Source organism: Streptomyces sp. NPDC051218 (assembly GCF_044455475.1).
In the GTDB taxonomy this organism is placed as follows: domain Bacteria; phylum Actinomycetota; class Actinomycetes; order Streptomycetales; family Streptomycetaceae; genus Streptomyces.
In genome coordinates this window covers 46,837-67,267 of sequence record NZ_JBITEU010000017.1, presented here as the reverse complement: position 1 = coordinate 67,267, position 20,431 = coordinate 46,837, and the positions used below count along the sequence as shown (strand labels likewise).

At 67.3% G+C, this 20,431-nt stretch carries 19 protein-coding genes and 3 pseudogenes; 12 read left to right on the top strand and 10 right to left on the bottom strand.

Annotated features, from left to right (window positions below):
• Positions 1 to 707: 707 nt before the first annotated feature.
• The gene (locus ACIBCK_RS37395; RefSeq protein ID WP_399397622.1) at positions 708 to 1,391 is read left to right on the top strand and encodes a hypothetical protein; all 684 of its coding nucleotides are present in this window, start codon (positions 708 to 710) and stop codon (positions 1,389 to 1,391) included.
• Positions 1,388 to 1,978, top strand: coding sequence for a hypothetical protein (locus tag ACIBCK_RS37390; RefSeq protein WP_399397620.1), 591 nt, complete (start codon positions 1,388 to 1,390; stop codon positions 1,976 to 1,978). The genes ACIBCK_RS37395 and ACIBCK_RS37390 overlap by 4 nt, the downstream gene beginning before the upstream one ends.
• Positions 1,979 to 2,996: 1,018 nt before the next feature.
• Here ACIBCK_RS37390 and ACIBCK_RS37385 read toward each other — a convergent pair.
• Positions 2,997 to 3,795 (bottom strand): annotated as a pseudogene (locus ACIBCK_RS37385) (FAD-dependent oxidoreductase); the annotation flags it as partial.
• 238 nt (positions 3,796 to 4,033) lie between these two features.
• Here ACIBCK_RS37385 and ACIBCK_RS37380 point away from each other — a divergent pair.
• Positions 4,034 to 4,606: an MFS transporter gene (locus ACIBCK_RS37380; protein ID WP_399397619.1), complete on the top strand. Its 573-nt coding sequence runs from the start codon at positions 4,034 to 4,036 to the stop codon at positions 4,604 to 4,606.
• Positions 4,607 to 4,649: 43 nt separating this feature from the next.
• Positions 4,650 to 5,186 (top strand): hypothetical protein, encoded by a 537-nt coding sequence (locus tag ACIBCK_RS37375; protein ID WP_399397617.1) that lies wholly within the window; start codon positions 4,650 to 4,652, stop codon positions 5,184 to 5,186.
• Positions 5,187 to 5,476: 290 nt separating this feature from the next.
• On the opposite strand, the gene ACIBCK_RS37370 is transcribed toward ACIBCK_RS37375, so the two are convergent.
• Positions 5,477 to 5,866 carry a GNAT family N-acetyltransferase gene (locus tag ACIBCK_RS37370; RefSeq protein WP_399397615.1) on the bottom strand — a complete coding sequence of 130 codons (390 nt, stop codon included), beginning with the start codon at positions 5,864 to 5,866 and terminating at the stop codon, positions 5,477 to 5,479.
• 418 nt (positions 5,867 to 6,284) lie between these two features.
• Between ACIBCK_RS37370 and ACIBCK_RS37365 the strand changes: the two are divergent.
• A pseudogene (locus ACIBCK_RS37365) lies at positions 6,285 to 6,686 on the top strand (erythromycin esterase family protein); the annotation flags it as partial.
• 235 nt (positions 6,687 to 6,921) lie between these two features.
• Here the strand turns inward: ACIBCK_RS37365 and ACIBCK_RS37360 are convergent.
• Entirely contained in the window at positions 6,922 to 7,476 is a 555-nt protein-coding gene (locus ACIBCK_RS37360; RefSeq protein WP_399397613.1) for a CGNR zinc finger domain-containing protein, read from the bottom strand.
• Positions 7,477 to 7,600: 124 nt separating this feature from the next.
• On the opposite strand from ACIBCK_RS37360, the gene ACIBCK_RS37355 reads away from it, so the two are divergent.
• A complete protein-coding gene (locus ACIBCK_RS37355; RefSeq protein WP_399397611.1) occupies positions 7,601 to 8,239 on the top strand; it encodes a LysE family translocator in 639 nt (212 codons plus the stop codon).
• Positions 8,240 to 8,359: 120 nt separating this feature from the next.
• Here the strand turns inward: ACIBCK_RS37355 and ACIBCK_RS37350 are convergent, their stop codons facing one another.
• On the bottom strand, positions 8,360 to 9,820 hold the full coding sequence (locus ACIBCK_RS37350) for an MFS transporter (protein ID WP_399397609.1): 1,461 nt from the start codon (positions 9,818 to 9,820) through the stop codon (positions 8,360 to 8,362).
• 124 nt (positions 9,821 to 9,944) lie between these two features.
• Here ACIBCK_RS37350 and ACIBCK_RS37345 point away from each other — a divergent pair, with 124 nt between their 5' ends.
• Both ACIBCK_RS37345 and ACIBCK_RS37340 read left to right on the top strand, forming a co-directional pair.
• The gene (locus ACIBCK_RS37345; RefSeq protein ID WP_399397607.1) at positions 9,945 to 10,535 is read left to right on the top strand and encodes a TetR/AcrR family transcriptional regulator; all 591 of its coding nucleotides are present in this window, start codon (positions 9,945 to 9,947) and stop codon (positions 10,533 to 10,535) included.
• Positions 10,536 to 10,823: 288 nt separating this feature from the next.
• A complete protein-coding gene (locus ACIBCK_RS37340) occupies positions 10,824 to 12,644 on the top strand; it encodes a protein kinase (RefSeq protein WP_399397605.1) in 1,821 nt (606 codons plus the stop codon).
• Positions 12,645 to 12,768: 124 nt separating this feature from the next.
• On the opposite strand, the gene ACIBCK_RS37335 is transcribed toward ACIBCK_RS37340, so the two are convergent.
• From ACIBCK_RS37335 to ACIBCK_RS37310, 6 genes are all read right to left on the bottom strand, one after another.
• Positions 12,769 to 13,092 carry a hypothetical protein gene (locus ACIBCK_RS37335; protein ID WP_399397603.1) on the bottom strand — a complete coding sequence of 108 codons (324 nt, stop codon included), beginning with the start codon at positions 13,090 to 13,092 and terminating at the stop codon, positions 12,769 to 12,771.
• Between the two features lie 5 nt (positions 13,093 to 13,097).
• Positions 13,098 to 13,751 (bottom strand): transposase family protein, encoded by a 654-nt coding sequence (locus ACIBCK_RS37330; protein ID WP_399397601.1) that lies wholly within the window; start codon positions 13,749 to 13,751, stop codon positions 13,098 to 13,100.
• Positions 13,752 to 14,297: 546 nt separating this feature from the next.
• Entirely contained in the window at positions 14,298 to 14,561 is a 264-nt protein-coding gene (locus ACIBCK_RS37325; protein ID WP_399397600.1) for a hypothetical protein, read from the bottom strand.
• A gap of 10 nt (positions 14,562 to 14,571) precedes the next feature.
• The gene (locus ACIBCK_RS37320; RefSeq protein ID WP_399397599.1) at positions 14,572 to 14,964 is read right to left on the bottom strand and encodes a hypothetical protein; all 393 of its coding nucleotides are present in this window, start codon (positions 14,962 to 14,964) and stop codon (positions 14,572 to 14,574) included.
• Positions 14,965 to 15,105: 141 nt separating this feature from the next.
• Positions 15,106 to 16,038, bottom strand: a complete 933-nt coding sequence (locus tag ACIBCK_RS37315; protein ID WP_399397597.1) for a GNAT family N-acetyltransferase — start codon at positions 16,036 to 16,038, stop codon at positions 15,106 to 15,108.
• A 232-nt stretch (positions 16,039 to 16,270) separates the two neighbouring features.
• The gene (locus ACIBCK_RS37310) at positions 16,271 to 16,429 is read right to left on the bottom strand and encodes a hypothetical protein (protein ID WP_399397595.1); all 159 of its coding nucleotides are present in this window, start codon (positions 16,427 to 16,429) and stop codon (positions 16,271 to 16,273) included.
• A 73-nt stretch (positions 16,430 to 16,502) separates the two neighbouring features.
• Between ACIBCK_RS37310 and ACIBCK_RS37305 the strand changes: the two are divergent.
• The 4 genes and pseudogenes from ACIBCK_RS37305 to ACIBCK_RS37290 all read left to right on the top strand — a co-directional run.
• A pseudogene (locus ACIBCK_RS37305) lies at positions 16,503 to 17,296 on the top strand (RHS repeat-associated core domain-containing protein); the annotation flags it as partial.
• A 957-nt stretch (positions 17,297 to 18,253) separates the two neighbouring features.
• The gene (locus ACIBCK_RS37300; protein WP_399397593.1) at positions 18,254 to 18,382 is read left to right on the top strand and encodes a hypothetical protein; all 129 of its coding nucleotides are present in this window, start codon (positions 18,254 to 18,256) and stop codon (positions 18,380 to 18,382) included.
• A gap of 286 nt (positions 18,383 to 18,668) precedes the next feature.
• Entirely contained in the window at positions 18,669 to 18,863 is a 195-nt protein-coding gene (locus ACIBCK_RS37295; RefSeq protein ID WP_399397591.1) for a hypothetical protein, read from the top strand.
• A 46-nt stretch (positions 18,864 to 18,909) separates the two neighbouring features.
• Entirely contained in the window at positions 18,910 to 20,424 is a 1,515-nt protein-coding gene (locus tag ACIBCK_RS37290; RefSeq protein WP_399397589.1) for a glutamate synthase-related protein, read from the top strand.
• Positions 20,425 to 20,431: the final 7 nt, after the last annotated feature.

Genomic DNA, 20,431 nt, shown 5'->3' with positions numbered 1-20,431 from the left:
CGAGCATCAGGCGGGCCGAACGTTTTGCTCCACTACTCCGTCATCAGGGGGAAGCGAGCGGGCTCCGTACAAGGAGGATCGACCAGTGATCCGGTGGCCATGAAGGGAGGAGATAAGTGAGGACCACCTGCAGCACCCCGCAACTGATCGTTCGAACGAGTTCGGGGAGTTCAAGCAGGCAACGCTGTCAACGAGTTGGAGGAGACCGGTGGGAGGTCTACGCATATTGGAACGGATGCGAATCGCACGACTGGTGAAGCCTATGGAAGATCAGTTGGGTGCGTTCGCACAGCCGTACAGTGAGATCACCAGACACCGGCAGATCTCACTGTCATTCCACCCAACTACTGCTCTCCACAACGATTTAGTCCGGAGTGATCAGCTTCTATGGGTGGAAATGGGCGGAACTGACGCTTCCTGTCGCGATCGGATCACCGAAACGGTTCGGATCGTAGGTTCGCTCCCTGGTCTAGTCGATGCTGTCCTCGTCAGATCAACACCACATCAACACGTAATGATCACAGGGGGGTTCCTTTACGGGAGCAGAAGGTCATACACAGACTGCGACGGGCAGTGGTCGCGTTGCTTACCGTCGTGGCGAGCATCTCCGTTACCTCTGCTGCGGCTGACGACCTGGGGCCACGCGCGACCTACGACAACCTTGTCCTCATATCGGGCGCGGGAGGCAGCTGCGGAAAAGGGGGCCCGTGCTGCGCACCATCGACAGTGGCCAATGCCAGACGGACAACGCCACCGTCACCGTGTACCGCGATGCAAACGGCGCCGACAAGCTCGAAGACGACAACCGCAAATCAGTCAACGACGCAATGAACGGGGAGTACGAACCCACCGACCTGACAATCGATATTGTGGAAACTTACGTGGGTTCCGGCGGCTCTGAGACCGACATCGTGTTCCAGGAGACCACTGTCGGCGGCGGTCCCGGTGGCACCATTGGCTACACCTGGTGCAATGACCCCAGCGATGTATTTGAGTGTGACCAGTTCTTCGTGCAGATGGAAGCACAGTACTTCGGTAAGGGCCTGGCTTGCCATGAGGGCGGACACGCAATCGGCCTTGCGCACGGCGCGGATGCTTCCAGCGGTCCAGGCATCGGCAACTCCGTGTGGGGATGCATGCGCACTCCCTTTAGCTCCTCCTACACGGACCTGGGTGCCAACCAGGTCGCCAACATCAACAGCGAGGACTGGTGGAGGTCATGGACAAGACCAGGAAGTGGATCGTTGGTGGAGCAGCTGCGACGGCTGTGTTGGCAGGAGGCCTCGGTCTCGCGGTCGCGGCGTGGGATGAAGGCAAGGGGGAGGACGCAACTACAGTCTTGGGTGAAGCCTCGGATCGCGCAGCCAGTAGGACGGCAAGTGACTGGGTGACCAACGCTGACCATGTTGTCGTGGTAACGCCCACGTCCATAGTCGAGGTGCCGCCCTCACCCGAAGAGGTCGAACGAGGCGAAGGCAAGATCGGCCGCACGGCCACGTTCACTGTGGATCAAGTCCTTTGGTCAGCTGACACTCCGGAGAAGGGCGCCCCGACGAACTTCAAGATGCCCGTTGCGGGCTGGCAGTTCACTGACGGGGATACCAACAAACGCACCGAGCTGGCCCTCCACGACCAGCCTCGGATCGAATCCGGCCACTCTTACATCGTGACCATTGACTGGGTTGAGCAATACTGCGAGCCGGGGGACAACGACTACATTGCCGCGCATTGGGATGGTCTAGGTTCCGACTCCGTCATTCCGTTCGACGGGGGCGTAATTGGGCAAGGCGAACTCGAGGGCGGCAAGCAGAGCGTGAAGCAGGCCCGTGGTGCGATCGCAGCAGACGATCCCGACTACAGCCTTGAAGACGAAATGGCTGGCAAGGGTAGTGATGCCTTGACGGCCGAACTGCTGGAGGCAAGCCCTGAGCCGGCCCGCGCCGCCCCTGAGTCGATGGAATCCACTGACTGCGGTTGAGGCTCACCATGGCCTGAAATCAGCGTTGCCCAGCGCACTACCTTCGGGCGCTGGGAACCACCGTCGCTCTCAACAGCCGCCATCTGCGGCACAGGTGCTCAAGGCCGCACCGATCCGGGGTCATGCTGGAGCGCAGAGCAGTAGCGGTCGAGCTATCTGTCTGGCGAGGCGAGTGCTCTCTTGTCGATTCGCGTGAGCGAACACGCTCCCACGATGACTCTGCGTCAGCCTCTCTCGGCTTCACGCCCGAGAGCTCGGTAAGCAGCCTCTCGCCTTTCAACATCGGCGACGATCTCGAGGGGCGGCTCCGGAGCAGGGCGGTGCAACGCGTCGCGGACCATGCTGCGCATGCCGTAGATGTATTCGACCGCGGCAGCCTTCCAGCGGCGCAACTGCCGCTGCTCCTCCTGCAGATGCTCGACGGGCGCTCCAGGTCGCTGTACTTCGCCTCCAGAGAAGCCATCCGTTCCTGCGTCTGGGGCGCGGCCGCGTGTTGCTGCTCCAAGAGACTGGTGAATCCATCAGTGACCGTCGTGATAGCTGCTGGTGTCAGCACTTCGTGCAGTGCCAAGCCGGGTTGCTCGGCGAAGATAAAGAAGACCTGGTAGTCGAGAGGAGCACTGAGATGCATGCAGTAGGACTGGCTGCACCCGGCGGGGGACCCGATGGACCGCCGTGGCTTGGAATGGTATTCGGTGTGCTGGTGGTTGTCGGAATTGTGTTCTTTGCGGTCAGTCGTATGCGAGGCCGGGGCAAGTGAGAGACGGGTGACGCCGTTCGTGGGTGTCACCCGGACCATTGGCCCTCTTCCTGCGGGCGCCTGAACCCTTTCGGCAGGCCTACCAATTGGCGGTCTGGCGAAAGGGTTCGGTCCAGATTGAAAGCTGCTGTCGGCAGCGGTCGCAGTCACGCTCTACTCCATGACCCGTGACGGCAAGGCGCACTACTACCTCACCGACGCCCTGGGCTCGGTCGTCGCCACGGCCGACGAATCTGGCAACAAGGCGAATTCGTACTCCTACAGTCCCCGCGGCGTCACGCGCGCCGCAAGTTTGGAGAAGACGCCACAGCCCCTACCAGTTTGCCGGGCCGGTGCGTCGGCGCGATGGGCGCGCAGCAGCTGCCGGCGGTTGGCGACACGTCCTCGCATACGGTGCATGGTGAACGAACCGGGCTTGTGCGCCTCTTCGGCCAGATGCTTGGAAATGCCCTTGCAGACCAACTCCTTGAACCGGGCGCTCAGGCCATTGTCGATGTGCAGCCACACCGCGACGTCGGACCTGTTGGCGAACTGATAGATGCCCGCGCTCCGGCGCAGGCTGATGCACTGGGCGTACATCGACTGGTGCAGGTTCTTCGGCTGCTCCTCGGCGAGGCGGCTGAGCGGTGTCGGCGGCCCGGGCGCCCAGCGGCGTCGCGTTCAAATAGCTCATCCGCAGCGGCAGGCCGGATGGCGCCGCCGCGTCCCCGGCCGCGAGAATCCGCACGTCGTCCACGCTCGTCAGCGTCTCGTCTGTGAGCAGACGGCCTACCGAGTCGGTGCTCAGCCCGCTGCGCCTGGCCAGGTCAGGAACGCCGAAACCCACGGTCCAGACCGTGACCCCGCTGGGCAGCTCACGACCGTCGGCGAGCCGCACGGCGTCGCAGGTCGCCCTCGTCACCTTCGCGTCGGAGCCGTCGATGACCTTCACACCGAGCTCGGTCAGCCGCTGCGCAACCGAGCGCCGGCCCCGGGCGTGCAGGTACGGGCCGAGAACGCCACCGCAGACCAGCGTCACCCGGCGGCCCAGCTTCGCCAACTCAGCGGCGCTCTCTATGCTCGGCGCAGGTGAGGAAGGTCTTCTGAACAGTTCAATGGTGTGGGATGCGGGAAACCCTGCCGCCACGCAGACAGACGGCGGAGCAGTGCCTCCTCCTCGCGTTCGCGGAAATGCCTGCCCGAGAGCGGCGATTCGGTGACACGATCGCCCGGTGACCGACGTTGAGGGAAGGCGCCCTTCTGCCAGGCGTCATCGCGACTTCCTGCTGCTGTGGGGCAGCCAGACGCTTAGCGAGATGGGTTCACAGATCACCGTTCTCGCACTGCCGTTGGTCGCCGTCGTGCTGCTGGACGCCTCCGCGTTCCAGGTTGGCCTGCTGGCGGCTGCGGAGACGAGCGCGTATCTGCTGGTGGCGCTGCCCGCCGGGGCCATCGTGGACCGGGTGGCCAAGCGCCGGCTGATGATCGGATGCGACCTCGCGCTGTTCCTGGTGATCGGCTCGGTGCCGCTGGCCCATGCCTTCGGGGAGCTGACCCTCGTCCAGCTCTTCACCGTCGCGCTTGTCTCCAGCGTGTTCTCGGTGTTCTTCTCGGTGGCCTACCAGAGCTATTTGCCGGTCCTGCTCGACCGTGACCAACTCATGGACGGCAACGGCAAACTCGCGGCTTCCCGGTCGGTCGCGCAGATCGCCGGGCCCAGTCTGGGCGGGGGGCTGGTGACGCTGATCGGCGCTGCGGGGGCGATGACTGCCGACGCGGTCTCCTTCGCGGCGTCGGCGGGCTCGCTGACGGCCCTCCGTAAGCGCGAGCCCCGCCCCGCCCGGCCCGGAACCCGGCCGACGGGCCACCCTGCGGTCACAGATCCGTGAGGGCCTCGCCTACGTCACCCGCGATCCCATACTGCGCAACTCCGTGGCGTTCAACGGCACTGCCAACTTCTTCGTGATCATGGTGGAGAGCCTTGGCCCGGTGTTCCTCATCCGGACGCTCCACCTGGAAGAGGGCCTGGTCGGGCTGCTGCTGGCCATGGGAGCTGTCGGTGGAGTGGCCGGTGGCGTGATGTCCCGGTATCTGGCCCGTAAGGTCGGCTCGGCGCGGATCAGCTGGATCGCCATGACCCTGCTCTCGCTGCCCGGCCTGCTCATTTCGCTGGCCAGGCCCGGCTGGTGGGTGCTGCTGTTCGGCTTCGGCTGGATCTCGTGGACGTTCGCCTCGACCGTCGCGGGCGTCTCGTTGACCCTACCGCCAGGCCGTCTGTCCGCCGGGCATGCTCGGCAGAGTCAGTGCTGTCGCCCGCTGGATCACCTGGGTCCCGCTTCCGCTGGGTGGTGTCGTCGGTGTAGCTCTCGCCTCCGGCCTCGGCGTGCAACGCACACTGTGGATCGCGGTGGCCGGCGGCTGCTGCGCAGGACTGTGGCTGTTCTTCTCACCTTTGCGCGGCCTGCGTGACATCCCGCTCGCAGAGCTCGGCCCCACACCTGTGGGCGCAAAGCCGTGACTGCACACGAGGGGGAGGAGGGTTATGGCCGCGCATCGCGTTGTCTGCGGGGGAGGTGAGCAGTGGCATGGCCCGGGGCTCCGAATGCAGGACGTGCCTTCGACGTCGGGATCTGCCACCGACCTGCCGTTAAGAGAACTATTCCTGCCTGGCCGCGACGGGGGGTGTAACAGGTCCGTGTTGGCGATATGTGAAGTGGTCGGCTCGTGTCGCTCCCAGCCAAGACTTTTTGTGGGCGATCCTATGCGCCCGTGTTCAGGAAGATCCAATGGTCGTCCGGCAGGTTGGCAGGGGCCGGAGGGGGAACTGGGTGGGTCTCCTCGCGCCAGGAGGAGCCCACGGCAGCCGTGGCGACTCCGCGCCAGAATCGTGCGGCCCCAGCGTTGGCCTCCTGGAAAGCGATCGCCCAGGCGCGGGGCCGGGAGTGCAGCAGATGGAGCGCGGCCTGCTGGCCGACTCCGCGCCTGCGCAGCGCCCTGACGACGAAGAACGCGGAGATCGAGGTCTCACCCTCGCGTGTCGGACGGGTCAGGATGAAACCGCCTGGCGCTGTCCCGTATTGGATCGGTAGGGCTTCCCTCTCCGGCTCATCGAAGAACAGCGGGCAGGTTGCTGAACCCGAACCTTCCATCGGCCGCCGGGAGGTGGCCGAGAAACTCCGACATGTCGTGGCGATACAACTGGGCCAACTGCTCGACGGAGGCCCGCAGTTCACCCTCCGCAGGGCACAGGGTGATTGGCGCAGAGTCAATGGTCGGGCTCATCCTGCGATTTTCGCATGCATGCGCTCAGTGGGCGGGGGCTCTGGGCGGTTGCCAGTATGTTCTCGATGAGGTCGGCGGCGCGCGGGTGCTGCCCTCGGCCTGCGCGGCGGTGTGCAACTGCTGGGATCGGGCGGTGCGTTCGGGATCTGTGATCAGGTCGTTCAGCGCCGCGCGGAGGGTCTTGGCGGTGGCGTCAGCGGTCCAGCGTTACAGCTCGCCAGGCTGTGACCGGACTTCGCGAGGCTGCGCTGTACCGGTCCTACAACCGGGGCGAGCCGGCCAGTGATGAGCTCATCTCCCTGTTCCCGGTGGGCGAGCAGTTCGACGTCACACCTGGAGCGGCTCGCTCCCGAGGACCGGGTCGTCCTGGTGGCCCACAACGCCCACTTCCAGAAGACGTCGATCGCCTTCCACGGCCAACTGACCGGACTGCCGATGGGAGAGCACCTGCGCAGGGCGCTCGGCGACGACTACTTCGCCATCGCCCTCGCCCTGACCAGCACCCGCGGCCACACCGCCGAGATGCGCCGGGACGAGAAGGCACTCTTCGGCTTCACGCTCGACGACACCGCGCTGGGCTCGCCCGAGCCCGGAAGCATCGAAGACTCCTTCGCCCGGACCGACCTCGGTGTGGCCCTTGCCGATCTGCGGGGGCCGCGCGACGAGCGCCCCGCCGGCAGCCCCGACCGTATCCTCCTGCAGAGCACCTACGTGCACACCTCGGTCCTCGACGCATTCGACGGCGTCCCCAACACCCCGACCGACCGCCACGCCCCTCGACGCTCTCCAGGCACTCTGAGGCACCCTCGACTCACCACGCCCGCTCCCGGAACCGGAAGCGGTAGCGGAGCCGCTCGTCCGGGGGTGGCTGATCGGGTAACAGTCGCCTCACGCAAGGTTTCCGGCTTCGTGCGAGAGGTGCTCAGTCGGAGGCCGCGGCCGCCCTGCGGCTGCGGAACGCCGCCACACGCGTACGGTTCTGGCAGGTCACCGAACAGAAGCGGCGGCGACCGCCGGGTGACTGGTCGATGTAGACGTCGGCACAGTGGCTCCCCGTACAGACGCCGATGCGTGCGAAGCCGTGGTCGGCGAGGAACGCGCGCAATGTGACGCCCGCCGCCGCGACGAGGGCGTGCTGTTTGGCGTCGACACGCCACGCGGCGCGAAGTGAGCCATCCGCCGCGGCGTCCACGGCAGGGCGGACGCCCGTGTCGGACAACAGGCTCGTCAGGCGGCGTGCGCACCCCTTGCCGTCCGGGGCGGAGAAGACCTCGTGAAGGCGGTCCGCCGTATCGGCCAGGGCCTGGGGGGTCAGCGTGGCGCTCACGCGCGCGGGCAGGCCGAGGCGCGGCGCGATGCCGGCGGCTTTCCAGTGCGGCTCGTCCCCCCTGCCGTCCTCTTGGCGCGGCAACGTTCCCCAGCCGTTGACCAGTTCCGTCAGAGCGGTGAGAGGCATTCCGGTGAGCATGACGGCCATATCCCCACCGTAACGCATTGAGGCGCTGTTATGCGTTGCCATACCTCTCCTGTCAGAGTAACGTGAATAAGCGTTCCTTACCGTTACAGCACACCGTTACAGCGCCGGCGGCGGGGAGGCCGACATGCTGGACTTGACCCTGCTGCCTGCCTATATGGCGGCGGTCGCGATCATCACCGTCGCCCCGGGGCCGGACGCCGCATACATCGTCGCCGTGGCCCTGGAGCGGGGTCCGCGTGCCGGACTGGTGTCCGCCGCCGGGATGGCCATCGGCATGCTCGTACATGTGACGGCCGCCGCGCTCGGGCTTGCCGTCCTGCTGCGTTCCACCCCCGCGGCGCTCATGCTCGTGGAACTGGCCGGCGGGCTCTATCTCGGCTGGCTGGCCGTGACGGCGATCCGGACCGCCGGGAAACCGACAGCATCGGTTGCCGAGGCACCGGCCGGGGGGCAGGTTCTGCGGCAGGCCGTTCTCACCAATCTCCTCAACCCGAAGACCGTGCTGTTCTTCGCCGCCTTCCTGCCTCGCTTCACCGATGCCGAACACGGCCCGCTCTGGCCCCAGTTGCTTGCCCTCGGGATGATCTTTCTGCTGATGGGGCTCATCTGGGACAGCGCGATCGGCCTGTGCGCGGGGCGACTTGGCCAGGGCCTGATGCGGGGCCGGCGTGCGGTCGTGACGGTGAACCTTGTTGCCGGAGCGACCTTTTCCGTCCTCTCGGCGATCCTGCTCAAGGAAGTGGTGACCACGGTCGTCTCATGAGGTCGGGGCGGGCGAACTCCCCTGCCATGGGGCCCGCAGTGGAATGCCTCTGCCCCCGGCACGCTGTGGCGGGGGCAGTGGCATTAGGGGGGCGAGGGGGATCGGTGTGATCGGTCCGCGTCAGTGGCCGTGCTGTCCCTCCGGGGCCCGGTGCGGCAGCAGCCGCAGGACAGGCAGGCAGAGCACGGTCACCGCCAGGACCACTACCAGGGAGACGGTCATGGCGTGGGCGGGAGCGCCCGAGTGGAAGTAGACCGTGGTGACCAGCGCGGACCCGATGCCGTTGGCTAGTTGCTGCATCGCGGTGAGGGAGCCGGACGCGCTGCCCGCCTCCTCGGCGCTGACGTCACCGAGGGCGAACTCGAAGACCGTACCGAAGCAGCAGCCCATGCCGAGCCCGGCCAGGAACACCGCCGGGGCCATCCCCCACAGCGAGACCCCGGTGCCCTGCGCGGTCACCAGAGCGAGCAGCCAGCCACCGCCCGCGAGGGTGAGGAGCAGGCCGAGCAGGACCACACCGCGGCCCAGCTTCTTCGTCAAGCCGCCCATGGTGGCGAACGCGGCGGCGATGATGCCGAGGGTCAGCGGGAGCAATCCGAGTGCTGCGTCGGCGGGGGCGGCACCCAGGCCCTGCTGCATGAAGAGCGAGATCACGTAGATCAGGCCGGAGGTGACCGCGAAGAAGAACAGTCCGAGGATCAGGGCCGAAGTGAAGCCCTTGTTCCGCAGCAGGGACGGCTTGATCAGGGGTTCGGCGGCCGTCCGCTGGCGGCGGGCGAACAGGGCGAGGAAGACGAGGCCTCCCGCGAGCGAGCCGATGGCCAGGGCGTTCCACCCCGCGGTCGATCCTTCGACCAGGCCCAGCATCAGGCCGAACATCGTCGCTGCCAGCAACCCCGCCCCGCGCGCGTCGACGGTGATCGATCGGTCGCCCGTGTCCCGGGGCAGCAGCCGAACGGCGGCGAGCACGCCGACGGTGCCCAGGACCAAGTTGATCAGGAAGATCGGGCGCCACGAGAGGTTCGCGATGTCGACGTCGATGAGGAAGCCGGCGAGGATCGGGCCGCCCACCGAGGAGATTCCCAGCAGCGGTCCGAAGAGACCGAACGCCTTGCCGAGCTGCTCCCGCGAGAAGTTCCGCGTCATGATCGACATGCCCTGCGGGATCAAAAGCGCGCCGAAGGCCCCTTGCAGGACGCGGGCCACGACCAGCAGCGCCGGGTCCGGGGAGAGACCGCAGACGGCGGAGGCGAGCGTGAAGCCCGTCATGCCGATGAGGAAGAGGCGGCGCTGGCCGTACTTGTCGCCGAGCCGTCCGCCGATCACGAGCAGCACGCCCATCGCGAGGGCGTAGGCGGAGCCGAGCCACTTGATCAGGGATTCGCCGCCACCGATGTCGGCGACGATCGTCGGTGCCGCGATGTTGGTGACCGTCGAGTCGATCATGTCCAGCGCGTCGGCCAGCAGGACGAGCGCGAGGATCACCCAGAACGCGGCCTTGGAGAGGGTGACTGCGGGACCTGAGGTGCCGGAGGAGCCGGCCTCCGTCCCGGTGGTGGTGGTTGTCGTCGTGGACGTCATGGCGGGCTCCTTCCGGTGAGTGAGGTGGGGGCTGCTGGGCCCTTCTACAGAAAACCATAGTCACTATGAACTCGCAATCGCTACGATTTCGCAGTGGGTAGGATATCTCCGCTATGCTGAGGGCATGACGCAGACGAAGCCGGAAGCCGGGCGACGCGAACGTAAGAAAGCCGCTACGCGCAAGGCGCTGTCCGAGGCGGCCCTGCGGCTCTTCCTGGAGCGCGGTTACGACAACGTCAAGGTGGCCGAGGTCGCGGCGGCCGCCGACACCGCCCTGACCACGCTGTTCGCGCACTTTCCCGGCGGCAAGGAGGCGCTCATCCTGGGGGACAGCGAGGAGCGCGAGGCCTCTCTGACCACGGCGGTGCGCGAGCGCGGCAGCGAGGTCGCGGTGCTGGACGCGCTGCAGGAGTTCCTCGCCGGGCGCGGCATGTTCTCCGACGACGTCGACAACGAGTTCCGCCGCAGGCTCGACCTGGTCGTCACCACTCCGGCCCTGCGCCGTTACGCCCGCACTCTCTGGGTGAACTGCGAGCATGCTCTCGCCCAGGTCATCGCCGAGGAGACGGACCGCGACGCCGACGAGGTCGCGCTGCGGCTGCTGGCCCGCTACGTCCTGGAGCTGCCGGACCTCGTCGCCACCGACCCCGAACCTCGCGCATCACTCGCCGCCGCGTTCGACCACTTCAGGAAGGGCTGGCCGGAGCTCACGTGACGTCGGCGGGGGGCGTCCGGGGGCCGGGTGCGGGGCTGTATGCCTGTCCTCGCCATCTCGGTGTGGGCGCCTGGCCTTCGTCGGCTCGGGAGTCCGGCGGACCTTGCTCCGGGCAGACATACAGCCCCGCCCCCTCAGGTCTCACTCCCGGGTAACGGGCGGTGTGTGGGAAAGCACTGGACGGGCCGCGGCTCCGACGCGGCGGGCAGAGCAGAAACCACCGGCGCACGGCAGCACGCCCCGTGGCCCGGTTATGGGCGTGCCGGGGGTGATCAGTAGGTTGGTGGGATGAGCAGTACGGGTGGACAGCGTCTGGTGGCCGGTCGATATCTTCTGGTCGAGCCCTTGGGACGGGGCGGCATGGGGACGGTCTGGCGCGCGAACGACCAGCTTTTGGAGCGGGTCGTCGCCGTCAAAGAGATGCACGTCCAGCCGGTCGCAGAGGCGGCCGAGCAGCGCTGGGAGCGGGCCCGCCGCGAGGCGCTCGCCGTGGCGCGGATCACCCACCCGCAGGTGATCGGCATCTACGACCTGGCCCATGAGGACGATCGCGTATGGATGGTCACGGAGTACGTCGACGGGCCCTCGCTCGCGGACCACGTCGCGCAGGCCGGCCCGCTGGACGTCCCCCGCGTGGCCGAGATCGCCGCCCAGCTGCTCGACGCGTTGGACGCGGTGCACGCGGTCGGCGCCCTGCATCGTGACGTGAAGCCGGCGAATGTGCTGCTGCGGCCCGACGGCCGAGTGGTCCTGTGCGACTTCGGGATAGCCACGCTGGCCGGCGCCGAGTCGCTCACCATGCCCGGCGGTGTCGTGGGCTCGGTGGAGTACATCGCACCGGAGCGGCTGACCGGGCAGGACGTCGGGGCGGCGAGTGACCTGTTCTCGTTGGGCTGCACCCTCTCGGCACTGCTCAGCGGCAATTCTCCGTTCGCGCGACCCGTGCCCGCCGCCACTTTGCACGCCGTGGCGAGCGAGGAGCCGGACATCCCAGCCACCGCCGGCCCGCTGCGCGAGCTGCTGGAAGGCCTGCTGCGCAAGGACCCGGCCGAGCGTCTCACCTCGGCGGAGGCCGCGCGGCTGCTGCGGTCGCAGACCGGGCCGGCGGCGTCCCGGCGCGGTGACACCCGGGTGTGGACCGCGCCACCGCCGGAGACGGGGCGCAGGCGTCGTCGGCGCCGGATGCGCCGGCCCGTCCTGATCGTCACCGCGCTGGCCCTGGTGGGAGGCGGTGCGACCACCGCGGCCCTTCTCTCGGGGAAACTTCCGCCGGGCGGTGGCGCCACGGCGGGCAAGGCGGCGGCCGCGCCCGCGCCGAAGAAGCTGCGGGTGATGACCCTGAACACGTGGGACGCCGGGGAGCACGTCGAGCACGGCGCCGAGGCGATGGCCCGGGTGATCAAGCTGTCGGGTGCGGACGTGGTGGCGCTGCAAGAGTCCTCGGGCGAGCTAACGGCGGACATCGCGAAGCGGCTCGGCTGGAAGCACCACACGGACAGCGGCACCGACGTCGATCTCCTCAGCCGCAAGCCCGTCCAGGACCGCGACACCTTCTCCGACGACGACAGCGGCGCCGAGGCTGCCGCGGTGCGGGTCGAGGGAGTGTGGGTGTATTCGGTGCGTCTCGATCCGGAGAACTACGGCCCGTACAACGCCTGTTTCGACGAGGACAGTTACGTGGACATCTACGAGGACGAGGAGAGCCGCAAGGCGCAGGCCGAGGCCGTGGCGCGCTGGACGGGGTCTTCGCCGGCGATCGTGGCCGGCGACTTCAACGGGCCGTCCCACCTTGACTGGACCGAGGACACGAAGGACCACCACTGCAACTCGGTGATCGAGTGGCCAGCGACAAAGGCGTTCGCCGAAGGCGGCTTCGAGGACTCCTTCCGCGAGGTGCACCCGGATCCGGCCGCGGACCGCGGTGACACGTGGTCGACCGTATGGAAGCGCAACACCGACTACGACGACTATCCCGAACCGCAGGACCGGATCGATTTTGTGTTGCACAAGGGGGGCGGGACGAAGGCCGCGGCCTCCCGGACCATCGGCGGGGGGCAGAGCTGGCCGTCGGATCATCGGGCGGTGCTCACGACGTTCCGGCTGAAGTGACGTCGTTGCGGCCGGTGTTGGGCCTGCACGGGCCCTACTGGAGGAAGCACACAGCCTTTGGCCACGGAGCCCTCGAACCAGGCGAACTGCATCACCCGGGTTTAGCAGCCGGCGCCTCGCACCATCAGAAATCCAAGAATCCGAGCGTTTCCTTGGCCTCGCGTTGGAACGCCTTGAACGCCTCCTGCCGTTCTTCTACGTGCATCCGGTAGTCAGCGAGGCGTGGCTCAAGGAGCAGTCCCTCTCCCGAAAGAAGCGCGCTGCGCATGTTGAAGAGGGCGTTGGTGAGTTCGTGGGCAGTCTCCTCGACCAGGCGGGAGCCGGTGATCTCGATGCGATTCAGCGCCCGATGCACGGTCCGTTCGACCTCGGAGGCCTGAACCAATGCGTCGTCGATGCCACGACAATGCTCCACTTCCGCCCCCAGCCTCTCCATCTGCAGCGTCAAGGCATCTACGGATTCCAGAAACGAGACGTAGGCCTCCTGACGCTGGGGCGCGGGAGCCTTGCGGCGGCGTGGTGGTAGCCCTCGCTTGGGTCGGGTGGGGTCCAGCGGAGAATCTTGTAGTTCTTCATCCGGCCGATCACATGCTCCACCCGGGCACGCACCTTGCGATGAGCCACGTTGTCGGCCTCCTCACCTGGCAGCAGCTCGCGTCGGGGGCGTTTGCGGTGTGGCACGGCCATCCCGCAGTTGAGGTAGGCGCCATCGCCCAGGACGGTCGCGCCCTGGCAGTGCTCGGTAAGGCCGGAGGCCCGCCAGGCATGGGCGTCCGCGGTAGTGCCCGGCACCGGCCGGGCGGCGGCGATCACCAGGCGGGTGTCGGCATCCACGATGACCTGCACGTTCGCTGAGAAACGGTAGTTGCGTGAAGACGAGCCGACGCGCCGGTCACGGACCGGGGTCAGAGTGCCGTCCACGATCCACAACCGGTCTTCCCCATCAGCCGGACGGACCACGGGCTCCAGAGCGAGCAGCGGACCCAGCTTCTGAACCACCCGGCACACCGTCGACGAGGAGACACCAAATAGCGGCCCGAGTTGCCGCATCGTCAGGTTCGTCCGGTAGTACACGGCCACGACCAGCACCCGCTCGGCCAGCGCCAACGTCCCCTGCGCTGGCTGAGCGTTTCGCCCTATGCGTGGTGTAGAGCTCGGACCGTGTTCGGCGCCTGGCTACCTTCGCAACGCCGCACGCTGGCACCGAATCACGCCGGAAACCTCGACACAGTGCGCGCCGGTCTCGGCCCGAGGAACGTAGTGTGGGCCGCCACCCGGTCGGGGTGGTGGCCCACACCCACGGTCTGTCCGGTTAGCTGCTCCCGTCGCGCTTCTTCCGCGGCAGCGTCGGGCCATCTGGCCGCTCCTGCTCCTCGGTATCGGGCGAGTCACTCCCAACGCCGCTCTCGGAGCTGCTCGGGGAGCTGCCCCCACCACCGCTGTTGGAGTCGGGGGCTGGGCCTCTCGCGTACGTGACCGGGGTCTTCGCCTTACGCGGCAGCGCCGGGCCGGCCGCATGCCCGGGCGAGGCACCGCCCTGGTCAGGTTCCGGTTTCTCCTCGGCCATGGTGGCCTCCTTTCATAGAGGTGGGTAAAGCGATCAAGTTTTCCCGCGTTCCACGCGTCCTCAACCGCAATACCGCCAGTCCTCACTCACGGGCACGGGCACGGGCGCGGGGACGCGGTGTCGCGGCCCGGATATCGGGCGAGTTGCACTCTGATCGGGGTGTCGGGGCAGCGGGTGGAGTTCTCAGAGAGGGCGGCTTCCTCGCTGGGGTCGATGGCGAGTTTCCAGCGGGTCTTGATGGCGACCCACTGCGCCACGTACTCACAGCGGTTGCCTTCGGTCAGCGGCATCCAGGTCGAGGGGCCCTGGTCGGACTTGCTGCGGTTGGACTTCGCGGTGACGGCGATCAACGCCCGCTCGTCACCGAGGTCGTTGGCGTAGGCCTGGGGTCCAGCCCTTGGCGCCTGAATCCCAGGCCTCGGCGAGGGGGATGCGGTGGTCGATGTCGAGGCCGGAGGGCCCTTCGACGTACTGGTCGTCGTACTCGGAGCACCAACGTCCCCCGGTCAGCTTGCACTTCGCGCCGCCCGCGGGCTCGGTGAGCGCTTCCTCCATCAGGACTTCGTTGCGTGTCGAGCAGCCGTCCTTGTCCTGATCCACCCAGTGCTTGAAGCTCTCACGCTCGTAGCCGGTGCGGTCCTCGTCTGTGATGGTCAGGGCTTTGAGGGCGGCCTGGAGCGGCTGGGAGACGGTTTCCCCGGCCTCGGCGGGGGTGACTGGTGCTTGGCGGGGCGGCGCCGGTGATGAGGTCACCGTGGCACTGTTCGAGGAGCCGCTCGTGGGCTGGGGTGAAGTAGGTGCGCCAGGCCCCCACCGAGAACGTGTCGGGCCCGGCCGGTGATCCTGCGCGTTGCGCCGGAGAGCTACCGGCAGTTCCTTAGCGAGCGTCCCCGCTCACAGTCGGCGGGTGAACTCCTGGCGGTCGGCGAAGTTCTCGTAACCTGCCCGTTCGAAAGCCATGATCATGGCAGTGTTGGCGGCGTCGCAGTCGCCGCGGATCTCCTCGGCGCCCGCTTCGACCAGCAGCCGCGTGCCGCGGGCAACCACCGCCGTCGCGTAGCCGTTGCCGCGACAGGAGGGTGATACGGCCACCAGGCCGATCACCGCGGTCGAGGGGTTTCGGGCGGGGAGGCTGATGGCGGCCGGCGTGCCGTCCGGGGCGTAGCCGACCTCCCACGACTGGTGTTCGTAGGAGAACTCCTCCATGTCCGTGAAGAGGCTCTCCGCGGCGCGCCGGGCGCCGTACCGGGCGACCCGGGCGGTGAGGTGGGCGTCGGCGCTGGTCGGCAGCGCCTCGGCGAGGAGGGCGATGAACGGCTCACGGCCCAGACCGGGCAGGGAACGCCAGTTCAGCCGGTCGTCATGCGACGTGAGTTCTCCCCCGGAGCGGCGGAAGCGGCGGCCGTCCCGGGCGCGCTCGAAGCCCGCCAGACGGAGAAGCTCGGTGCGCCGTTCCGGTTCCGCCTGGAACTCCGGCGGCTGCGTCGGCGAGTCGATGACGTGCTCCAGCTCCCTGGCGCCGAGCGAGCCGGCCAGGGCGACGGCCTCGGCCAGCAGCGCCCGGCCGGTGGCCAGGCCGGGTTCGTCCCACGGTGCCTCAAGGAGCACCAGAGCCCTCGGGACGTCGTTCCCGGGGATGGTCCACAGTGCGGTGGCCGCGGTGAGCCGACCGGCCTCGTCCTCCGCGACCAGGCACCACTCGGGACGGGTGCATTTCTTGGCAAGCAGGTCGGTGAGGTATGCGGTCGTCCCGGCGTTGCGCTCGGGCTGCTCGGAGTGCTGGACGAGGGCGGGCAGTTCGTCTGGGCGCGCGATACGTATCGGCATGTACCGGGATCATCCATCTCTCGATGGCGTAGGTTTCGGCTTCATCCGTGGTCACCGGCGTACTCGCCGACGAGCGGGGAGGTTACGCGAGGTTGCGGCGGGACACGTCCACCCATGGGTGTCGATAGCGGGTAACCCTGGACGTTAGCCGGGTACGGAGTAGACCACTGCGGCAGTGGGCGCCCCGCGCGAGGCGGGACGCCCACCTCTCATGGCTCACACCTTCAGGCTCTCATGCACGTGCGGGTTCCCCGACGAAGTACAGGTAGCCGAAGGAGGCGATCGCGAACTCGGCCGCCGCGATGAGCTTCCGCACCGTGCTGTTCTTCTCCCGCTCCGAGAGTGCATTCAACTCTGCTACGAAGAGCCTGAGTTGAAGCTCGTTGAACATGGTGTCGCCGTGGCGGTTGACGGCGCGCAGGATACTGTCCTCCGGCGCCGACTCGCACAAGGCCAGGAACGTCTCCTGGTCCTACGACAAGGAGGGGCACGAGACGGCGGCAGCCCCGACGCCGGGCGGAACCCGCACGGCAGAGAAGTGGTCGGATCACAGCCAGCTGACCTCGCTGACGGTGGGCGGCAGACGTATGAGGGCCAGTACGGCTCGACCGACCAGAGCGAGCGCATCAAGCTGGGCGACACGTACTTCCACAACGGTCCGATCGGCCTCTCCGGTACCTCAACTGCGGGTGTGGATACGGGCTGCAACCGCGAACCCGAGGGCACACTCAACTCCATGACCCGGGACGGCAAGGCGTACTACTACCTCACCGACGCCCTCGGCTCCGTCGTCGCCACAGCCGACGAAACCGGCACCAAGGTGAACTCCTACTCCTACAGCCCCCGCGGCGTCACCCGCTCTGCCAGCACAGAGAAGGTCATCCAGCCCTACCGGTTCGCCGGCGGCTACCAAGGCCCCACCGAGCTCTACCACTTCGCGGCCCGCTACTACGACCCCAACATCGGCCGCTTCACCCAGCCCGACCCCTCCGGGCAGGAGAAGAACCCCTACCTTTACGCCGAAGGCGACCCCGTCAACCGCATCGACCCCAGCGGGCTCTTCAGCTTCTCCGATGCCCTCGACATAGGCAGCAAGGTCCTCGGAGCAGTGACAGGTTGTATAGCGGGTGCCACCGCGGCATCACAGTCTGGGATTACCACGATCGCCGCTGGATTTGGAGGGCCGGCATCGCTGCTATGTCAGTACAATTTTGCAGGAGATCCGGATGGGCGACAGAGTAAAACTGCAAGTATTTAGCGTCATCGTTGGCGCTATATGCCTACTTTCTGCAATTTACGGTTTTCGTGAGCCGGGGCCCGTTGGGGTCATGTTCGTCATCATTGGCATCCGGGGAATGGCATGCGCCCTCATGTTGACGTTCCTAGTAATTCGTGGAACTAGGCGTGGGGGAAAGTCTTGACCTGAAGGCGGGCGGGCCTCTCACTCCGAGTTGCTAGGGCAGACCCACGAGCCGCCCGCCGCGGCGGGCGGCTCGTGGTCACGTCGCCCCACCCACGCAGCAGCGCGGTGAAGTTCTCGAAGGTGTCGCGGCGACCTCCCCAGCCCTCGCATCGCAATCGGCGACGAACGGCCCGCGCAGCTCCTCGATGTGGCACGTCACGCTCCCCGGAACGCGCCTTGCCAGGGAACTTCTCGGACAGTTGGCGACCGGCGACTACAAAGCAGCCGCTGGAAGGGCAATCAGCTTCGCGGCGGACAAAGCTTTCACCGCGGGCTGTACCTACCTGACCGGCGGAGCAGGAGCCATCCCCTGTGCTTTCGGCGGCAAGGCCGTCGGCGAGGCCACAGACGCGGCGTACGAAGACGCCACCAACTGAACCCCGAGACACTCGAACCGACCAAGGAGAAATTATGCTGTCTTCCGCCAATTCGTCCGAGCTGGCGTATAAGGGGCTGGACGGTATTCCTCTCTGGCTGTTGGTAGGGGGCGCCGTAGCGGCCTTCATCATCTTCGGGATCACGCAGGCTCGCAAGAAAAGGTAAACCCTGACACCAGGGCCAGCGGCCCGACAACGGGCGCTCGGTGCGCAAACGTACCCCAGCGCCCAACGACACCGGTACAACGCTCGCCCGTCAGCAGGCCCTGCGCCGCATCTCCGACCGACACCGAACGGATGCGGCACAGGGTCTGCGCCGCACCCTCAGTCTCATGCAACGCAGGGGCACGGGGCGTTCGTTGAGGCGGTGGCGGGAGTGCCGGAGCAGATGAGGGTGCGGTGGGTGCCCGCCCGCGGGCTGCGTGAACGCGTGGCGGCCGCGGTCCTCGCCGGCACGGTCGGCGACCCCGTCGTGGCGCTCTACGGTCGGGTGCGGCGAGACTAGCGCGAGTCGGCGTCAACGCCACCCCATCCGGCCAAGGACACCAGCCCGGGGCGAGGTTGTCCGCGCGCCGCTCGACCGGTGTGCGAACGGACGCGCTATCCAAGGGCCATGAGCCCTTCAAGCCAGCTACCACGGGGACTCCTTCCGACCGGACTACCGGTACAACGAGGCGCTCCGATTCAAGGGCACCATCTGTACGACGGGTGGTGTCCGGCCCGCCCTCTGCGTGGGGGACTTCAACTCGACCTGGATCAGGGCCCCCTCCCGACACCGTTGGGAAGTCGACTTGAGCGAATCTATCGACAAGCGGAGCTTCTCCGTGATCGCCGGTAAGGACGACTACCAACTGACGGTCAGCTGGGACGCCACCCTCACGAAGGTCTCCGGCCTCGGCCTCAGCCCCTGCGCCCGCTTCCCCGACCGCGCGCGCAAGAGGAGAGCCTTCGCCGCCCTCACGTGGCATTTCGCTGGCGTGGGGTAGCCGGTCGTGGTGAGGTTCGGCCAGTCGAAGAGAGGAACCGTCTTTCATGCGTGCTCGGAACATAGGCGCGTCAGCCGCCACGGCGTTGGCGCTGGTGGCCGCCCGCGACCTCGTGCAGAAGAAGCACGCACTACTGAGGAACTTCCCCGTGCTGGGGCACGCCAGGTACTTGCTGGAGAAGATCGGCCCCGAGCTGCGGCAGTACGTCGTGACGTCCAATGACGAGGAACGGCCCTTCAGCCGTGACCAGCGCAGCTGGATCTATGCGTCGGCGAAGGAGGAGAACAACTACTTCGGGTTCGGCACCGACAACGACGTCGAGCATGAGCAGGGTCACGCGTACGTGAAGCAGCGCACATTCGCCGGTCGGCTGCCCGATCTGCGCGACCCGCAGGCGCCGTTGCCCTCGGCAAAGGTGCTCGGCGGACCACGAGGCCGCGCGAAAGCGTTCCGTCCGGCGAGTGTCGTCAACATCTCGGCGATGAGCTTCGGCTCGCTGTCCGGCGCGGCCGTCACGGCACTCAACAAGGGCGCGGCGCTGGCCGGGACGATGCACAACACCGGCGAGGGCGGCCTGTCGCCTTACCATCTCAACGGTGGGGAACTCGTCCTCCAGATCGGTACGTCGTACTTCGGCTGCCGCAACGAGGACGGGACGTTCAACCTCGACAAGCTCAAGTCCGTGGTCGCGAGAGGAACCGTGAAGGCGATCGAGATCAAGCTCTCGCAGGGTGCGAAGCCGGGGCTCGGCGGCATGCTGCCGGGTGCGAAGGTGACCGACGAGATCGCCGGGATCCGCGACATCCCCGCGGGCAAGGACTGCGCGTCGCCGTCGCGGCACACCGCGTTCCACGACGTGGACTCGATGCTTGACTTCGTGGAACTGCTCGCCACGGAGACCGGATTGCCCGTCGGGATCAAGAGCGCCATCGGGGAAATGGGCTTCTGGGAGGAACTCGCCACCCTGATGGAGCGAGGTGATCGAGGGGTCGACTTCGTGACCGTCGACGGAGGCGAGGGCGGCACCGGGGCTGCTCCCCTGATCTTCGCCGACTCGGTGTCCCTGCCGTTCCGCATGGGCTTCTCCCGCGTCTACAGCGTGTTCGCCGAGCGCGGGCTGACCGACGACATCACCTTCATCGGCTCCGGCAAGCTCGGCCTGCCCGAGAACGCCGTCGTCGCGTTCGCCCTCGGCGTCGACATGGTCAACGTGGGCCGTGAGGCGATGCTGTCCATCGGCTGCATCCAGGCGCAGAAGTGCCACACCGACGCATGCCCCACCGGCGTCGCCACCCAGAACCCGTGGCTGACGCGCGGCATCGACGCACCCTCGAAGGCCATCCGGGCCGCGGGCTACCTGCGCACCCTGCGCAGGGAGTTGCTGAGGGTCTCGGGCGCCGTCGGCGTCGCCCATCCCTCGCTCATCACCCCCACCGACATCGACATCCTCAACGGCGACTACGACGCCCGCACCCTGGCGAGCGTCTACGGCTACAAGGACGGCTGGGGCTCGCTCGGCCCCGAGCTCGCCGATGAGATCACCCGGCTGCTCACTGCCTGAGCACGTC